Source organism: Shewanella sp. SM23, from assembly GCF_025654295.1.
Classification (GTDB): domain Bacteria; phylum Pseudomonadota; class Gammaproteobacteria; order Enterobacterales; family Shewanellaceae; genus Shewanella; species Shewanella oncorhynchi.
On the sequence record NZ_JAKKRM010000005.1, the window covers coordinates 50,519 to 65,926 of the forward strand.

The 15,408-nt window shown below is 44.7% G+C and carries 17 protein-coding genes; 13 read left to right on the forward strand and 4 right to left on the reverse strand.

Annotation, left to right across the window (positions count from 1 at the left end):
• Window positions 1-6: 6 nt before the first annotated feature.
• The 6 genes from L5L98_RS08265 (at window position 7) to L5L98_RS08290 (ending at window position 6,458) form a co-directional block, all read left to right on the forward strand.
• Window positions 7-1,206 carry an FtsX-like permease family protein gene (locus L5L98_RS08265; RefSeq protein ID WP_263139972.1) on the forward strand — a complete coding sequence of 400 codons (1,200 nt, stop codon included), beginning with the start codon at window positions 7-9 and terminating at the stop codon, window positions 1,204-1,206.
• A 123-nt stretch (window positions 1,207-1,329) separates the two neighbouring features.
• Window positions 1,330-2,808 carry a sigma-54-dependent transcriptional regulator gene (locus L5L98_RS08270; RefSeq protein ID WP_263139974.1) on the forward strand — a complete coding sequence of 493 codons (1,479 nt, stop codon included), beginning with the start codon at window positions 1,330-1,332 and terminating at the stop codon, window positions 2,806-2,808.
• Between the two features lie 39 nt (window positions 2,809-2,847).
• Complete coding sequence (locus L5L98_RS08275) at window positions 2,848-4,536, forward strand: sensor histidine kinase (RefSeq protein ID WP_263139976.1); 1,689 nt, start codon at window positions 2,848-2,850, stop codon at window positions 4,534-4,536.
• A gap of 299 nt (window positions 4,537-4,835) precedes the next feature.
• Window positions 4,836-5,246 (forward strand): curli production assembly/transport protein CsgE, encoded by a 411-nt coding sequence (locus L5L98_RS08280; protein ID WP_131523186.1) that lies wholly within the window; start codon window positions 4,836-4,838, stop codon window positions 5,244-5,246.
• Between the two features lie 10 nt (window positions 5,247-5,256).
• A complete protein-coding gene (locus L5L98_RS08285) occupies window positions 5,257-5,652 on the forward strand; it encodes a curli assembly protein CsgF (protein WP_106649655.1) in 396 nt (131 codons plus the stop codon).
• Window positions 5,652-6,458 carry a CsgG/HfaB family protein gene (locus tag L5L98_RS08290; protein ID WP_105251644.1) on the forward strand — a complete coding sequence of 269 codons (807 nt, stop codon included), beginning with the start codon at window positions 5,652-5,654 and terminating at the stop codon, window positions 6,456-6,458. Before L5L98_RS08285 ends, L5L98_RS08290 begins: the two co-directional genes overlap by 1 nt.
• Window positions 6,459-6,605: 147 nt before the next feature.
• Here the strand turns inward: L5L98_RS08290 and L5L98_RS08295 are convergent, their stop codons facing one another.
• Window positions 6,606-7,211 (reverse strand): TetR/AcrR family transcriptional regulator, encoded by a 606-nt coding sequence (locus L5L98_RS08295; RefSeq protein WP_181800896.1) that lies wholly within the window; start codon window positions 7,209-7,211, stop codon window positions 6,606-6,608.
• 17 nt (window positions 7,212-7,228) lie between these two features.
• Window positions 7,229-8,653, reverse strand: coding sequence for a coniferyl aldehyde dehydrogenase (locus L5L98_RS08300; RefSeq protein WP_263139980.1), 1,425 nt, complete (start codon window positions 8,651-8,653; stop codon window positions 7,229-7,231).
• A 226-nt stretch (window positions 8,654-8,879) separates the two neighbouring features.
• On the opposite strand from L5L98_RS08300, the gene L5L98_RS08305 reads away from it, so the two are divergent.
• The 3 genes from L5L98_RS08305 to L5L98_RS08315 all read left to right on the forward strand — a co-directional run bounded on the left by L5L98_RS08305 (window position 8,880) and on the right by L5L98_RS08315 (window position 10,412).
• The gene (locus L5L98_RS08305) at window positions 8,880-9,263 is read left to right on the forward strand and encodes an STAS/SEC14 domain-containing protein (RefSeq protein WP_028761699.1); all 384 of its coding nucleotides are present in this window, start codon (window positions 8,880-8,882) and stop codon (window positions 9,261-9,263) included.
• A gap of 108 nt (window positions 9,264-9,371) precedes the next feature.
• Window positions 9,372-9,803 (forward strand): universal stress protein, encoded by a 432-nt coding sequence (locus tag L5L98_RS08310; RefSeq protein ID WP_263139983.1) that lies wholly within the window; start codon window positions 9,372-9,374, stop codon window positions 9,801-9,803.
• Between the two features lie 171 nt (window positions 9,804-9,974).
• Complete coding sequence (locus L5L98_RS08315; protein ID WP_219251157.1) at window positions 9,975-10,412, forward strand: universal stress protein; 438 nt, start codon at window positions 9,975-9,977, stop codon at window positions 10,410-10,412.
• Between the two features lie 15 nt (window positions 10,413-10,427).
• Here L5L98_RS08315 and L5L98_RS08320 read toward each other — a convergent pair whose 3' ends face one another.
• Entirely contained in the window at window positions 10,428-11,285 is an 858-nt protein-coding gene (locus L5L98_RS08320) for a substrate-binding periplasmic protein (protein WP_263139984.1), read from the reverse strand.
• 151 nt (window positions 11,286-11,436) lie between these two features.
• Window positions 11,437-11,988: a DUF924 family protein gene (locus L5L98_RS08325; RefSeq protein ID WP_212599365.1), complete on the reverse strand. Its 552-nt coding sequence runs from the start codon at window positions 11,986-11,988 to the stop codon at window positions 11,437-11,439.
• 207 nt (window positions 11,989-12,195) lie between these two features.
• On the opposite strand from L5L98_RS08325, the gene L5L98_RS08330 reads away from it, so the two are divergent.
• The 4 genes from L5L98_RS08330 (at window position 12,196) to L5L98_RS08345 (ending at window position 15,297) form a co-directional block, all read left to right on the forward strand.
• Window positions 12,196-12,531, forward strand: coding sequence for a winged helix-turn-helix domain-containing protein (locus L5L98_RS08330; RefSeq protein WP_263139987.1), 336 nt, complete (start codon window positions 12,196-12,198; stop codon window positions 12,529-12,531).
• Between the two features lie 687 nt (window positions 12,532-13,218).
• A complete protein-coding gene (locus L5L98_RS08335) occupies window positions 13,219-13,551 on the forward strand; it encodes a hypothetical protein (RefSeq protein ID WP_263139988.1) in 333 nt (110 codons plus the stop codon).
• Between the two features lie 118 nt (window positions 13,552-13,669).
• Window positions 13,670-13,855, forward strand: a complete 186-nt coding sequence (locus L5L98_RS08340; protein ID WP_263139990.1) for a hypothetical protein — start codon at window positions 13,670-13,672, stop codon at window positions 13,853-13,855.
• A gap of 152 nt (window positions 13,856-14,007) precedes the next feature.
• Entirely contained in the window at window positions 14,008-15,297 is a 1,290-nt protein-coding gene (locus L5L98_RS08345) for an NCS2 family permease (protein WP_131523194.1), read from the forward strand.
• Window positions 15,298-15,408 lie beyond the last annotated feature (111 nt).

The following is a 15,408-nucleotide window of genomic DNA, read 5'->3' on the forward strand; positions in this document are numbered from 1 at the left end:
CTTATTATGTTGCATATTAAACCTATTCTCAGCAGTTTATTGCGCAGTAAAAGCGGTCCAATCTTACTGCTTATTCAAATTATTTTGTCAGTGGCGATTGTGGCGAATGCGAGCTTTATTATTCAAGAGCGTTTAGTCCTGATGCAGCGTGATTCGGGGATTAAAGAGTCAGAAGTATTGACCTTTAGCTTGTTTAACTTTGATCCATTGATTGATAAAACCGCGCAAAACAAAATTGATCAGCAAATTTTGCGGGGGCTACCCAATGTGATTGATGCGACCTCAACCAATATGTTGCCGTTAAGCGGTGGCGGCTGGTCGAGCACGTTAAATCTGGGCCCCGACCCAGATAGCGCTAAATCGACACCGCAATTTGCCATGTATTTAGGGACAGATCACACCATTGAGACCTTAGGCATTAAGCTGATTGAGGGGCGTAACTTTTACCCCCATGAACTTAAGGATAACCTCGATAGCCCTAGCCGATTAGCGATCATCTCCAGTGTGTTAGCCAAAGCCATTTGGCCTGATGAATCGGCACTTGGCAAAGTGTTGTACGAGGGTAAGGATGCGCAGATCACTGTGATTGGCGTAGTCGAAAAACTACAAGGCGCGTGGATTGACAGTTCTAGCCTTGAAAATAGTGTGATTCAAAATGTGGATTATGGCAGTAGTTCTTATATGGTGCGGGCCAAACCTGAGTTTCACGCCGAGCTTAAAGACGCGATAAAAAAAGCGCTGCTGGCAGAGAATGCAAACCGAGTACTCGATGGATTTAAGTCAATCGAGGCCTTAAAAGATAGTTCATATCGCGATCATAAATTGATGATTACTGTGTTAACTATGATGGTGGTGTTGTTATTGCTTATCACCTCGCTCGGTTTAACGGGCATGGTGATGTTTAATATCCAGCGCCGCACTAAGCAGATAGGTACCCGCCGTGCATTGGGGGCTAAAAAGCGCGATATTATCAGTTACTTCCTCGTGGAGAACTATTTGATTTGCTTAGCGGGAGGCGTGCTGGGCGGCTTGTTAGCGATACAGTTAGGCCAACAGTTGATGAAAATCTATAGCTTGCCTATGTTGGACTTAAGCTACCCACTAATTACTGTGGCAGGTTTGTTTATTGTCACCACGTTAGCGGTTTACTTACCAGCGCGTAAAGCGGCAAATATTTCGCCAGCAACCGCAACCCGCAGCGTATAGCGGAATATTTGATGTCACTCAAGGTACGATAAAAGCTCGACAAAAGTGCGATAACAATAGGATGTTATTGCACTTTTTGTTACTTTACGGTTAACAGTTTTACTTAGGACAACACTCACACTTATGGATACTATCCTTATCGTCGATGACAATCATGCCATCTGCCAAGCCCTAGGTTTGATGCTAGAACTCAATGATTATCGGGTGCTGATTTGCCATAGCCCAGAGGACGCCCTTGGGTTATTGGCGACTCAAGATGTGGATTTAGTGATCCAAGATATGAACTTTACCCGAGATACCACCTCGGGTGAGGAAGGTCGGCAGCTGTTTTACGCCCTGCGCGAACGCCAAGGGGATTTGCCGATTATTTTGATGACGGCGTGGACGCAACTCGAAACCGCAGTTGAATTAGTCAAAGCGGGCGCCGCCGATTATATGGGCAAACCTTGGGATGACGCTAAGCTACTCAATAGCATCACTAATCTGATTGCGCTTTATAAACTCTCCCGTGCTAACCACCGCTTGGAGCGGGTGAATCATCAACGCCAAGTGGCGATCGCCGATGCGGATCTCTGCGGTATTGTCTTTGGTAGCGGTGCTATGCAGCGTTGCATTGATTTAGCCTTGCAACTGGCGCGCTCCGATGTGTCGGTCTTGATCACTGGCCCCAATGGCGCGGGTAAAGACAAGCTTGCCGATATTCTCCATGCCAATTCTCCCTTAAAAAACAAACCTTTCATTAAGGTCAATGTCGGTGCTTTGCCGATGGATTTATTAGAGGCCGAGCTGTTTGGTGCCGAGGCGGGCGCTTTTACGGGCGCAACTAAAGCACGTATTGGCCGTTTCGAAGCGGCCGACGGCGGCACGCTGTTTTTAGATGAAATTGGCAATTTACCTTTGTCTGGTCAAGTGAAATTATTGCGGGTGCTACAAACCGGCGAATTTGAACGCTTAGGAAGCCATAAAACCCAGAAAGTAAAAGTGCGGGTGATCAGTGCGACCAATGCGGATCTGGCCCAAGATATCGCCGAAGGGCGATTCCGTGAGGATTTGTTTTACCGCTTAAACGTGATTGAACTGGCATTGCCACCGCTGAATCAACGCACCGATGACATTTTACCTTTAGTGCAGCATTTTATTGGCAGCGATTTTAGCTTGAGTAAACCTGCTTTGCAGGCGTTATTACAGCACCGCTGGCCGGGAAATGTGCGCGAGCTTGAAAACGCCTGTAAGCGGGCCGTATTGTTGGCGCAAAGCCATGTGCTGGCTGAGGCTGACTTTGGTTTGGCACCTGTTGCGAGTGTCATCAAATCTGCTTCCAGTGTTTCGGCTGTATCTGAGTCGCGGCTATCTGGCTTGAGACACTCTGATCCTCTGCCTGTTTATTCGCCCGCTTCCATCCCCGTAAATACCGCATTTTATCATGAGTCTGTTCGTGCCCAAGTGTCAGATGCCAATGAGGCGATAGACGTGAGCCGAGAAGATATCGAAGCGGCGCTAAAACAGCATCATGGCGTAATTGCTCGGGTGGCAAAAGCGCTTGGACTCAGTCGCCAAGCGCTGTATCGGCGGATGGACAAGTTTGGTTTAGATAAGTCATAGGCTAAATGCAGATGCTAGGCTATCGATTAAGGAATCTGAGTGTTAATTCGAACTAAACTTATCATTTTTTCAATGGCTTGCTGCGCCTTTGGCGTCTTGCTGAGTTTTGCTTTGGTGAAGTATATCTCACCCTATGCTTCGTCTGTTGCCACGTCTAACACGATTGAAATCCCTGATGTGAATGTGCAACTGGATTTTGCGGAGCTTGAGAAAACGGTCGCCTCCATCGAACTCGCCCTTAACAATAGTGAGCAATTGCAGGAGGCTGCGGCGATGCAAGCGCACCAGAGGGCCGAGCAGATTAAAGCCGAGCTGCAAAAGCTTGAACAACTTAAACAAGAGCAGTTACAAATAAAACTCTTCAAGTTAGAACAACTTAAAGAAGGGCTGTTTAATTCTATTCCTCATGTGGTTGAGCCTTTACGTATAGAACCGCTATCCATTTTACCGCCCAAAGCACCTGTATCTCCTGCGATATCCGCTGATATAGCTAAGGGAGATCGTGTATCGAGTTTGACCTTAGGTGAAGGTTTGATCGTGTTGCTTCTCGCTTGTGCTGTCTGTGGTTTAGGTATTGCTTGGTTGACTCGACATCTCGGCCGCAGTTTAGATTCCCTTGAAGTCGGCTTGCTAAATTTTAGTGATAATGACTTTAGTGTGAGTATTCCTGAACATGGCGAAGGTCAGCTCAAAACCTTAGCGCAGTTATTTAACCATTCGGCGGCAAAATTGCGCCAAGAAAGGCAGTACATTTACCAGCGGGAGTTATTACTGGATAAGGTGATTCAAAGTTCTCCCAATGTGATGTTGTTACTGGACGATCATCAGCGGCTCATTTACGCCAATGATGCGGCGCGTCACCTATTCCATAAAAAGGGCAGAATGGAAGGCTTGAGCCTAGATGAATTGCTGGTGGATTTGCCCGAAGTATTGGCCTTGGCGCTTAAACATGAAAAGAACGGACTCTTCGCCATGGGTGAAGATGATGTGGAAACTTGGTATTTAAGTCGCGGCCAATTTTTATTGAATAACCAACAGCATAACTTAATTTTGCTCAAGCAGATGACCCGCGAGCTCAATCGTCAAGAGGTGGCAGTATGGAAAAAAGTCATCCGCATTATTAGCCATGAACTCAATAACTCAGTGGCGCCCATAGCCTCTATGGTGAACTCGGGCCGACTGCTCACCAAAGATATTGATAATCCCAAGCTAACCTTAATTTTCGATACGATCGAGAATCGTACCAGTCATCTAAGCCAGTTTATCTTCAACTATGCCCGTTTTGCTAAGTTGCCGCTCCCGCAACGGCGTCAGGTAAATTGGGGGCAATTTACTGCCCAGTTAACTCAGCATTATCCCTTTAAACTCATTCATGAGTTACCTGAGGTTGATGGTTTTTTCGATCAAGGACAGATGGAGCAAGTGCTCCTCAATTTACTTAAAAACGCCCATGAATCTGGCTCAAACCCCGAGGATGTCACTCTATCGATTCGGTATCAAACCTTAGTGGATGGTGCAGGTTTTAGTATTGTGATTGAGGATCGCGGCGCAGGTATGTCTGGTGAAGTATTAGAGCAGGCGCTACTGCCGTTTTACTCAACAAAACAATCGGGTACAGGCTTAGGTTTACCTTTGTGCCGTGAAATTATTGAAGCCCACGATGGCAGTATTAGCATGCATAATCGCAGTGACGGTGGCCTGTTGGTTCGACTATGGTTACCACAATAATGCTCACGTTTTGAATAAACACCGTAATGCGACTCTTAAGTCGCATTTTTTATTGCTTATCTTATCCGCTTGTTTAAAGCATAACTCCTATCCTCAACTGCCTCTTGGCGTATTAGCCAAATGGGCTATTTTTGCCTTTTTACCTTAGCTCTTCGGGCTAATTTGCCCCCCAGCGTAATGACGGGAGATCTTTAACCCTGTTAACCTGTTTTATCGAAAATTTGCGTTAAAACTCACCTTGTTCTAACAGAGGTTAGCGCGGTTTTTAAGGTTCGATTAAAAAGGTTAAGGAGGGATAAGTGAAACAGTTAAAACAGCGTCTGCTTACTTACGTTTTATGTCCATTCCTGCTGCTGGCTTCCCCTATCACTATTGCCGATAACGACATTGAAATTAGTGGCTTAGTAATAGATAGAACCTTGACTCGGTTTGGTAAGGACTTTGGCTTTTACTACTCAAGCTATTGGCGCGAACTGCCCTTTACTCAAGGCTTTAACGTCACTCTATATGAGACAGTGTTTCCACAAGCTGGAACCGTTTTAACCTTAGAGGTAAACGGGACTCGGATTTACACCACCCATTTTGGTCGTCGTGCAAATCCGATTAAAGAGAGCGCAGAGCAGGCGATTTTGCTTACGATTGATTATTTAGCGCAAGTCAGAGCCAATGCAATAACAGGTGATTTTTCAGGAACATCGGACGACTTTTAGGATAATAATAATGACATACAGGACGTTACTTGCTCTTGTCACGCTATGTGTGGCAAGCAGTGGCCAAGCCACTGAATTGATTTATACGCCAGTGAATCCCAGCTTTGGCGGCAATCCACAAAATGGGGCTTTCTTATTAAATAAAGCTCAAGCCCAGAATGATAATAAATCTACCTCGACCGAGAAGGACTTTGTCACCCGTTTTAAAGAATCCCTAGAGCGTAATATCATTAACTCAATCACCCGCGGTGTTGCTGATGGTGAAATTACCGATGGTGTTTACGATACAGGTGATTTTCGGATTGAAGTGGCTTCTACGGGAAATGGCGTGATGCTAACTATTACTAATACTGAAACCGGTGAAGTCACTGTGATTGAAATGCCGACATTCGGAGGAGTCAACTAATGGCCCGTCTAGTGTTAGTGAGTTTATTACTGCTAAGTGTGTCGGCCTGTAGCCTGATCTCCAAACCCGATTTAAATATCACGGCTGCCGAGGTTAACCCCTTGAGTGAGGTGATGCGTGGGTTGCAAACTCAACCAGGACCTAAGTTTCCTATCCCTGTGGCCGTGTATTCCTTTCGCGATCAAACTGGCCAATATAAGCCGCAGGCTAACGTGAGTTCATTTTCGACCGCGGTTACTCAGGGTGCAACATCGATGTTGATGCAGACTTTGCTCGACTCTAAATGGTTTACACCCGTTGAGCGTGAAGGGCTACAAAATTTGCTTACCGAGCGTAAGATCAGCAATAAACAGAGCGGTACTAAGGGCGATGAAGTGCCCGTATTATCCACCGCCAGATTGTTACTCGAAGGTGGAGTGATTAGTTATGAGACCAACACTAGCACAGGCGGTAGCGGGGTCGAATACTATGGTATTGGCGCCTCTGAAATGTACCGTGAAGATCTGGTGACCATTTATCTACGAGCCGTGGATGTACACACAGGTAAAGTTATGATGTCGGTCTCAACCAGCAAACGAGTCTTGTCCCAAGAAATGCGTGCGGGTTTGTTCCGTTACACGAGTTTAAATCGATTAGCCGAGGCTGAAGTCGGTTTTACTACCAATGAGCCAGTGCAGTTTTGCGTATTACAAGCCATTGAATTGGCGGTCGCTGAGCTGATTGATAAGGGTATCAAACAAGGTTACTGGAGCCCAACTCAAGTGGCGCAGCCAGCAGAAAAAGCCCAGGAGTTGAGTCAGGGCTAGGTGTCTGAAAGCCGGTATTAGATGCTAGAGCAAAGCAGGCTTCTGCTTTAGCACTTAGTCGCGATAGCGTAAAAGAAAACCGAGCCAGTTAAGCTGACTCGGTTTTTTATTGCAGTTATTGCAGCAGTCAGTTGATATTAGGCTATTTTAGTCCGCTTGCATGGCCTTCCAAAACAGTTCAAAACTGGCATCGCGGTATGTTTTATCTGTCCCCAAGTGCGGGTTATCGATAAAGAATCGGGTTGCTGCTAGATATTGGCCGTGGCAGTTTTCTAGCATCAATTCCACTGGATAATGGGCGATTAGCCCCATCATTTGTCCCTGCTTAATGAGTTCGCTAATAAAGCCTAAGATGCTATTCATCGCTTGATCGCGCACCTTAGCGGCAATCATGGGCGACATTGAATATTGCTGAAAAAACAGTTGTTTGACAGGGTTATCCAGCGACCAATCTATCGCACTTTGCCATAGTTGTAGGGCATTGTGTTTAAGATCGCTGCCCTTATGGGTGTTTAACAGTAAGGCATCGGCAAATTCTTGTTTTATGGTAAGAAACAAAGATTCCATCAAGGCTTCCTTAGAAGGGAAGTGATGGAACAAGGTGCCCGTTGCTACACCTGCTTGTTTCGCAATCGAGGCGGTAGACGTGCCATGAAATCCTTGGCTGACAAAGAGCGCTAAAGCAGTATCGAGAATAGCTTGGCGTTTATCTGTCATGGTTTTAATGGGTTGTGTTGTTGATGGTTTATTCAAGATTTATCCCCCAATGACTAGCGCAAAAATAGCTTCATTAAGATGCGCTGGATAAAAGTGCCGTAGGGCGGGTGAACAAATTTGCCTGTGTTGAATCGGCCACGGCTGAGTACCGTTTTAGCGTGGCTGAAGGTCAAAAAGCCTTCCTTGCCATGGTAATGCCCCATGCCCGACGGGCCTATTCCGCCAAAGGGCGCATCGTCGGCGGCGACATGAAATACGGTTTCATTGATACAAACACCGCCAGAATGGGTCTGCTGGAGGATCTTTTGCTGAGTTGGCTCATCGAAACTCATCACATAAAGCGCTAAGGGTCTGGCTCTGTGGTTGATGTACTGAATCGCTTCATCTAAGGAGTCGTAGCTAATAATCGGTAACAATGGACCAAAGATTTCCTCTTGCATCAATAGCATGTCTTCACTGGTGTGAGTTATCAACTGAGTTGCGAGTTTACGATGTTGGCTATCTATGGCTTCGTCCGTCGCCGAAATAACACGGGCACCTTTTGCTTTAGCGTCTTCGAGCACTGTCATCAAGCGGTCAAACTGACGTGTATTAATGATGCTGCCATAGTCCTTATTGTGGTTAATGGTGCCGTACATGGCCTTAAACTTAGCTTGGTAGGCGGCGATAAAGTCATCCACCTTGGTTTTAGGGCAAAGCACATAATCAGGGGCTACGCAGATTTGTCCGGCATTCAAACACTTACCGTAAATCATTCGTTCTACTGCTATCTCAAGCTGCATATCGGGGGCGATAATCACAGGCGATTTACCACCCAATTCGAGTGTTACTGGGGTGAGGTTATTCGCTGCGGCGCGCATCACATGACGGCCGACTGTGGTCGAGCCTGTAAAGAGTAAATGATCGAAGGGCAGGGCAGAAAATTGGGCAGCAATGTCCGCCTCACCTTCAACAACCGCCACGTGGGATTCATCGAAGACTTGTGCCAATAACTGTTTGATCACTTGGTTGGTCGCTGGGGTAAATTCTGACATTTTGAGCATGGCATGATTACCCGCGGCAATAGCAGTCACTAGCGGGCCAATTGACAGCATGACGGGGAAATTCCACGGCACGATAATACCGATCACCCCCAAAGGTTGATAATGCACTGTGACTTTGGCGGGTGCGAGTAAGATGCCCGCATGGCGAGCGCTGGGTTTGAGCCATTTTTTGAGATTTTTCAAGCTGTAATTGATGTTGTTGATGACAGGCATAATGTCTGAGATCAGGCTGTCATCAATCGATCTATGGCCGTAGTCTTGGCTTAAGGCTTCGACTAAGGGTGTTTGAAATTGCAGTATGGCCGCCTTCAGTCGAGTTAATTGCTCCACTCGCGTAGCGTAATTAGGATTCGGCGCCGCTAAATAACTGCTGCGTTGGCGTTGGAGCAACTGAGTCAGTGGCGAAGTATTAAGGTGTTCGGTGGCCATATTCATAGTGGTTGCTCCAAGGGAAATGGTAGGCAGAGTCTTATTCGGTACTTTATTTAAGTAATCGTCTAGATTGAGTCTTTTATTAAATCAGTACCGACTGATTAGTCGGTTTATCCTAGCTTGCTTAGTGAGATGGTGCAAGGTATCTGGTGTATTTTTGAGCAAGATCACGGCTTGTTGTGGCGTTAGCTTTTACACTAAATCAAGGGTTGTTACATAAGGAGTATGTATGGCATTGTTAAAGCACGGAATTTCGATTGGTATTGAGCGTTATGGTGATGATGATTTTTTCGTTACCTTTAAAGCTATCGGTACCTTAACTCATCAAGACTACGAAATGATGGTGCCTGTGTTGGAGTCTGCATTAGCTGGGGTGAAAGATCCTGATATCTTTGCCTTGGTAGATGTCACCGAGTTGGAAGGCTTGGAACTACAGGCCGCTTGGGACGATCTCAAACTTGGGGTGAAGCATATTCGTCATTTCGAGAAAATAGCTATCGTCGGTAAGACGACTTTGCAGGAAGTGTTGGCTAAATTGGCAAACTGGTTTACGCCTGCTGAGGTAAGGTTTTTTGTTGATAATGGCGATGCTGTTGCTTGGCTAAGAGACTAAGGTTGTGAGATGAAGTTTGTGGTCTGCCAATGCGCTAAATCGGGCGTTATAGCAGCACAGTAAAGATTCACCCAGCAATCCATTCGCGCCATAGAAGGAGTACAAATTATGCGTACAGGTCAAATACTCTGGCCCACAGATTTTTCGGAAACTGCGGCCCATGCACTGAGTTATGCCATTGAAATGGCTAATCTATACCATGTAGGGCTAAAAATCTTACATGTGGTTGAACAGCCGATCGGTGATGAAAACTTTATGATTCTATCTATTACCCCTGAAGAGCTTGCTAAAAGCATGGAGGAAGCGGCGGCAACTAAAATGCGAGCACTATTGGATGGATTGAATACTGAGCTTCCTATCACTACCTTGATCCGCCGTGGCGATCCTGTCTATCAAATTTTAGAAGAGGCCAACAGTAAAGACATTGGCATGGTAGTAATTGCTAGCCATGGCCGAACTGGGATTTCGCATTTTTTACACACCAATGTCTCAGAAGCGGTGGCGAATGGTGCAACTTGTCCTGTGCTTGTGGTTAAGTAACTGGCTTTGACTCTATAAATCCAAAGGGCGCTTATAGCGTCCTTTCTTTTTGATTGATAAAGAATAATTAATTGAAATGGGTACGCAAGAAGCATAGCAAACTGCTATAAAATAGTGGTATTTTGGCCTTAATAATTAGCTTAATTAAAAACTCAAATGATGGATAAGCTTATGCGTACTCAAGAAGTGTTATGCCCTACGGATTTTTCATCCACTGCGGCCCATGCGTTAAAATATGCGGTTGAAATGGCAAATGTTTATCACGTCGATATTCGGTTGTTGCATGTGACTAGCCCTGCCCGTGGCGCCCATTGTTATGGTATTGCGGTCGATATTCCCGCTACATTGGAAAATGAACTCAAAGCTTTCGTTGATGCAAAAATGCAAAGTTTGCAGCAGGAAATGCAGCAGAACCTTACCGAAGGGCTCAATATTAAGTTAGTCGTGCGCCATGGTGATGCTATTGATGAGATTTTAGCGGAAGCCGTTGATGTAGGCATGGTGGTTATCGCTAGTCATGGGAGCAGCGGTTTAGCTGACTTTTTAAAACCCCACGTTACACAGGATATTGTTAAGTACGCTAAGTGCCCTGTGTTGGTGGTGAAATAACACTATGGGATAAGTTTAGTAGGAATCATTTTTGATCATTTTAGGTTCTGTTAACTTAGTCGACGCCTCGGCTTCATTGTCAAATGACATCAGGCGTCGATACTTTTCCTGCAGAGCCACTAAGCTACCATCTTGGGTAATTTGTTTGAGTCCCGCATTAAAATCATCCCGAATTTGTTCACTGAGAAACGCGAACTTGTATTCTGTAGGTGGGAATATTTGGTGGCAAATCGCCTGTTGTTTTAAGTCTTTCTCAGTGAGTTTGCCCTCAAGATAGGCCTGCTTTAAGTAGTATTTGAAAATATTTTTATCCATCACAACGACATCGGCTCTGCGCTTCATCAGCATATAAACCTGCTGCACTTGCCTCGCTTGTTCTTGGTAGCCGCTATTGGTCTTAACCATGTTGGCAAACTCTTCCCCCAGTAACGATGATGCACGTTGAAAGGCGACGACTTGTTTGTTGTTTAAGTCTTCTATGCTATTGATGTTAAATTGATTACTCTCGAGGCTAATGGCGCAGTTTTGGTAGGTTATCGCAACGTTGGAATAAAAAACGTTGTTAATCATTCCTTCTTTGATGTTGATGATGCCATCGAGTTTACCCTCCCTGAGTTCATGGAAAGTGCGCGCCAGTGGTAAGTAGTGGATAGAAGCAGTATGGCCTTTAACGGCGAGGGCTTGGTTAAGTAATTCGAGTTCGATCCCGCTATTGGTTGCTTGGATGACATAGGGCGGGATAGACAGGCTGACGCCTATCTTAATTTCAGCCGCTTGGCCGAGCTGAGCGCCGCATAGGATGAGTAACCCCATCAATTTATAGCGGTTACGACGAGCCACTGAGCTATTTGGCTTATTTAGTTTATGCGCCATAAGTTACCAACACCTCCGCGGTATACACTTGCAACTGTGTTTGATACTCGCCAAGTCATTCCATGACTTTCTTGAGTAAGTGTAGTGTGTCTGTGAACTCAGCACGGCTTTATTTATCAAATACACATTAACGCTTTAACCTATTACAGGCTCAAAAGGATGAGCCCGGTTCAGTCAGAAAAGCAATTTCTTCCGCCGTAGACTCCCTGCCTAAGATAATATTTCTATGTGGATAGCGGCCAAACCTGTCGATAATCGCTTTATGGCGCAGTTCAAACGCGAGGTTTGTTATCGCAGCTTCGCGATTAAACAGTTTTACTGCTACTTGGTGAATGGCTGCCGATTCGCTGTGCATATAGGGCATAAATAGAAAAGGGACTTGTTTGGATTTTAGTGCTGTATCTACCCGTTGGGCAACGGCCTCTTGGGCGAGCACTAAGGCTATCGCATCGGCTTCGAATGCGGCAGGCGTATCGCGGTAAATATTACGGGAGAATTGATCGAGCACTATGATTTCAGCCAATCGACCTTGAGGCGTGATTCGCCAATGTGAAAGTTCTCCCCGTTTAGCTTGAAGTAGTACACCTTCGAAGCGCTGTTTGATCTGGGTATCAAATTCAACATCTTTAATCCACCAAAGCTTTGGGTCAATGTCTTCAAACCAAAATGTCAGTATTTGGTCTGCTGTGATTGTCTGGCTCATTTTAGCCTTTCTTCATAGGTGTTGAGTGATATTAGAAATAACAGTTGTTGGGGGAGGATGACAAGTCGTTTCGTTTGATTTAAGTGCAGATTTGTTATCTGATGATCTTGTCGCGAACCGTAAGTATTTAGTATTGGCTATTGCCTTATTGACTGAATATAAAGTAGTTTTGATGATAATTACTTTTGTTTCCAGACAGGTCATCCTATGTCACTTTCAATGCCAGCATCCCAACAGGTTTCAAAGCAAAATAAGGCGTTTCTGCGTAAGTTATATTTGGCGCATTTAATGGATGATGACCGCCATAATCTATTATCACTCAATAAGTTAACCGGAATGCCTCGCCGAACTTTACAGGATGCTATCGCAGCTTTTGAGGATATAGGTATTCGAGTCGAGTTTGTGCAGGAAGGCAGCCGTAACAATTCAGGTTATTACCGTATAGTCACCTGGGGGCCGATCAGTAGCGCTTGGGTCGATACCCATCTAAGCGAAATCGCTGAGCTGATAGGTGTTGTTGAGAGCTGCGAAACGGCTGTGTGAAGAGGTAAGTTTTCGGTTCGGCACTGATCCTCTATCTAACGTAAAACCGCTTGTTCTCCAAATACGTTTAAGCCATTCTATTTCTGTGATTAGATTTTTTAAAAGATAAATGAATACGCTAGATATGATTGCCTTTCGCAAATGACCCTATAGAGCTATTTTGAGCTTCTTACTTTTATTCAGACTAACGGCTTATTGTCATGACATGTTGTTGTCAGTAATTTAATCAATAAAATATAATTTATTTTCATTGGGTTAAGATAGGTTGTCAGTACTATCGTTGATAGGCTGTTGTATACCAAAAGGAATCGGTATGGCTAAGTTTTTAAATCTATTTTCTTTAAGTTTGATTTTTGCCAGCACATTTTGCTATGCAAATGAGTAAACTCAAGTTTCCCTAGACGGTGATAAGATTCACTATCATGGAGGGTTAACAAAAGAAGCCAATGAAATGGTGTTTGAAATATTTAAGGAAAACACTTCAAAAATAAAATGGCTATCTATTAAGAGTCTTGGTGGTGCAGTTAATTTAGGCCTTGATTTAGCAGAGTTTATTAACAGAAATAGTTTAAATGTTGAGGTGACTGAGTATTGTTTATCTTCATGTGCTAACTACGTATTCTCTGCTGCACATGAAAAACGAATCACGAACCATGCCTTGATGGGCTTCATGGTGGAACCTCTGGCATGGCTGCTGGAGTCTCTGAATTTATCAAAACCTTACCTGAATCTGAGCGTGAGGCCACTCAAAAACACTTTGATGAATATGGTGAAAAAACGGTGGCAAGAGAAGCTGATTTCTTTCAAAAATTAGGCGTTAATCCCAACATCACCACACTTGGCCAAAGTGATAAATATAAAAAATATGAAGATGCGGGTAGTTATGTCGGTTGGTATTACGCCATCAGCGATCTGAATAAACTTGGCGTCAAGAACATATCGGTACTGAATCCACCTTGGGTATTTAAACAGCTTTCAGAAAAGAGTCAGTTTTATAAAGTTGAAGTTACCGGAAGTTAATATATAAATTCAACTCAGAAGTGCTATTCTCGCCAATTAAGCAGCTAATTGATTAACGCTTCGGTAGCTCATATTTCGCGCTATTGGTGCCATGCGTTAGGACTAAATAAGGATCTGTATGAAAACATTATTTAAATTTAAAAATCCTTTAACAATTGCGGCCTTGGTCTTTTTTATGGGGGCAATATACAACGCATATTCAATGGATATCATCGGTCTGGTGTGCTTTCTCGTCGCAGCTTTGGTATTTTTAGTCCTAAGTATTTTCCGTACTGGTAAAACAAGTTACAGCAAGCAAGATTAGTTAATATTTCCCCCCATTATTTTCTCGTACGACAGCCTCTTCTCTGGCCTGACCAGCCTAAACTCCCTATAATCGGCTGCAAATGTTATCACGTTACATAGTGTTCACATCTAAATACCCTACATACTTAAAATAAAAAGGAACCTTGTTCCATGTTAGAAAAACTGTTCAAACTGAAACAAAATCAAACGAGCCTCAAGCAGGAAGCGGTCGCAGGTTTGACAACATTTATGACGATGGCCTACATCATTTTTGTGAACCCAATGATGTTAGCCGATGCGGGCATGGACCATGGAGCTGTATTTGTGGCGACCTGTTTGGCGGCGGCTGTCGGCTGTTTGGTTATGGGGCTGATGGCGAATTATCCCATTGCGCTTGCTCCAGGTATGGGACTTAATGCCTTTTTTACCTACACAGTCGTGGGTGAAATGGGTTACAGCTGGGAGACTGCGTTAGGCGCGGTATTCCTGTCGGGAATTTGCTTTTTAATCTTGTCCTTAGTGCGTATTCGAGAATGGATTGTAAATAGTATTCCCATGTCGTTACGTATCGGTATTGCTGCAGGTATTGGTTTGTTTCTTGCCCTGATTGGCCTTAAGAGCGCCGGTATTGTGGTGGCAAGTCCTGCTACGCTAGTGACGCTGGGCGATATCACGGCATTTCCGGCGGTTATGGCTGTGCTGGGCTTTTTCCTCATTATTGCTATGGTGCAGCGGGGAATGAAGTCGGCGGTGATTGCCAGCATTCTGATTATCACTGGCCTAGGATTAGTGTTTGGTGATGTGCAGTATCAGGGTATTGTATCAATGCCACCTTCAATCGCACCTACATTTATGAAGATGGATTTATCCCAAGTATTTGAAGTAACTATGCTATCAGTCGTTTTTGCCTTCTTATTTGTGGATCTCTTCGATACCTCTGGCACTTTAGTGGCGGTTGCACAGCGCGGTGGTTTTCTCGATGATAAAGGCCGTTTACCACGTCTGAATCGTGCCTTAACCGCTGACAGTTTAGCAACGATTGCGGGGGCGGCTTTTGGCACTTCCACCACGACAAGTTATATCGAAAGCACCGCGGGTGTGAGCGCGGGTGGTCGTACTGGTTTAACGGCCGTTGTGGTGGGATTACTCTTTATTGCTGCGTTATTTTTATCGCCATTGGCGGGGATGATCCCGGCTTATGCAACTGCGGGCACACTGTTTTATGTAGCGATTTTGATGATGTCGGGACTGGTGCATGTCGAATGGGAAGATTTGACTGAAGCCGCGCCTGTGGTGGTTGTGTGTATATTAATGCCGCTAACGTTTTCTATCGCGACGGGCATTGCCTTTGGGATCATCTCATATGCAGCAATCAAATTACTCACAGGTCGCTTTAGCGATCTTAATGTGGGCATTTTAGTATTAGCCGCATTGTTTGTAGCTAAGTTTGTCTATGGTTGATGCTGTCGATTAATTCACCTGTACAGTAAAAACTCGCAGCGTAGATTGTTTACATTTTTTGAGGGCCATCTAATCGATGGCCCTTTTTAATGCGCGATTCTAAGCAAAAAC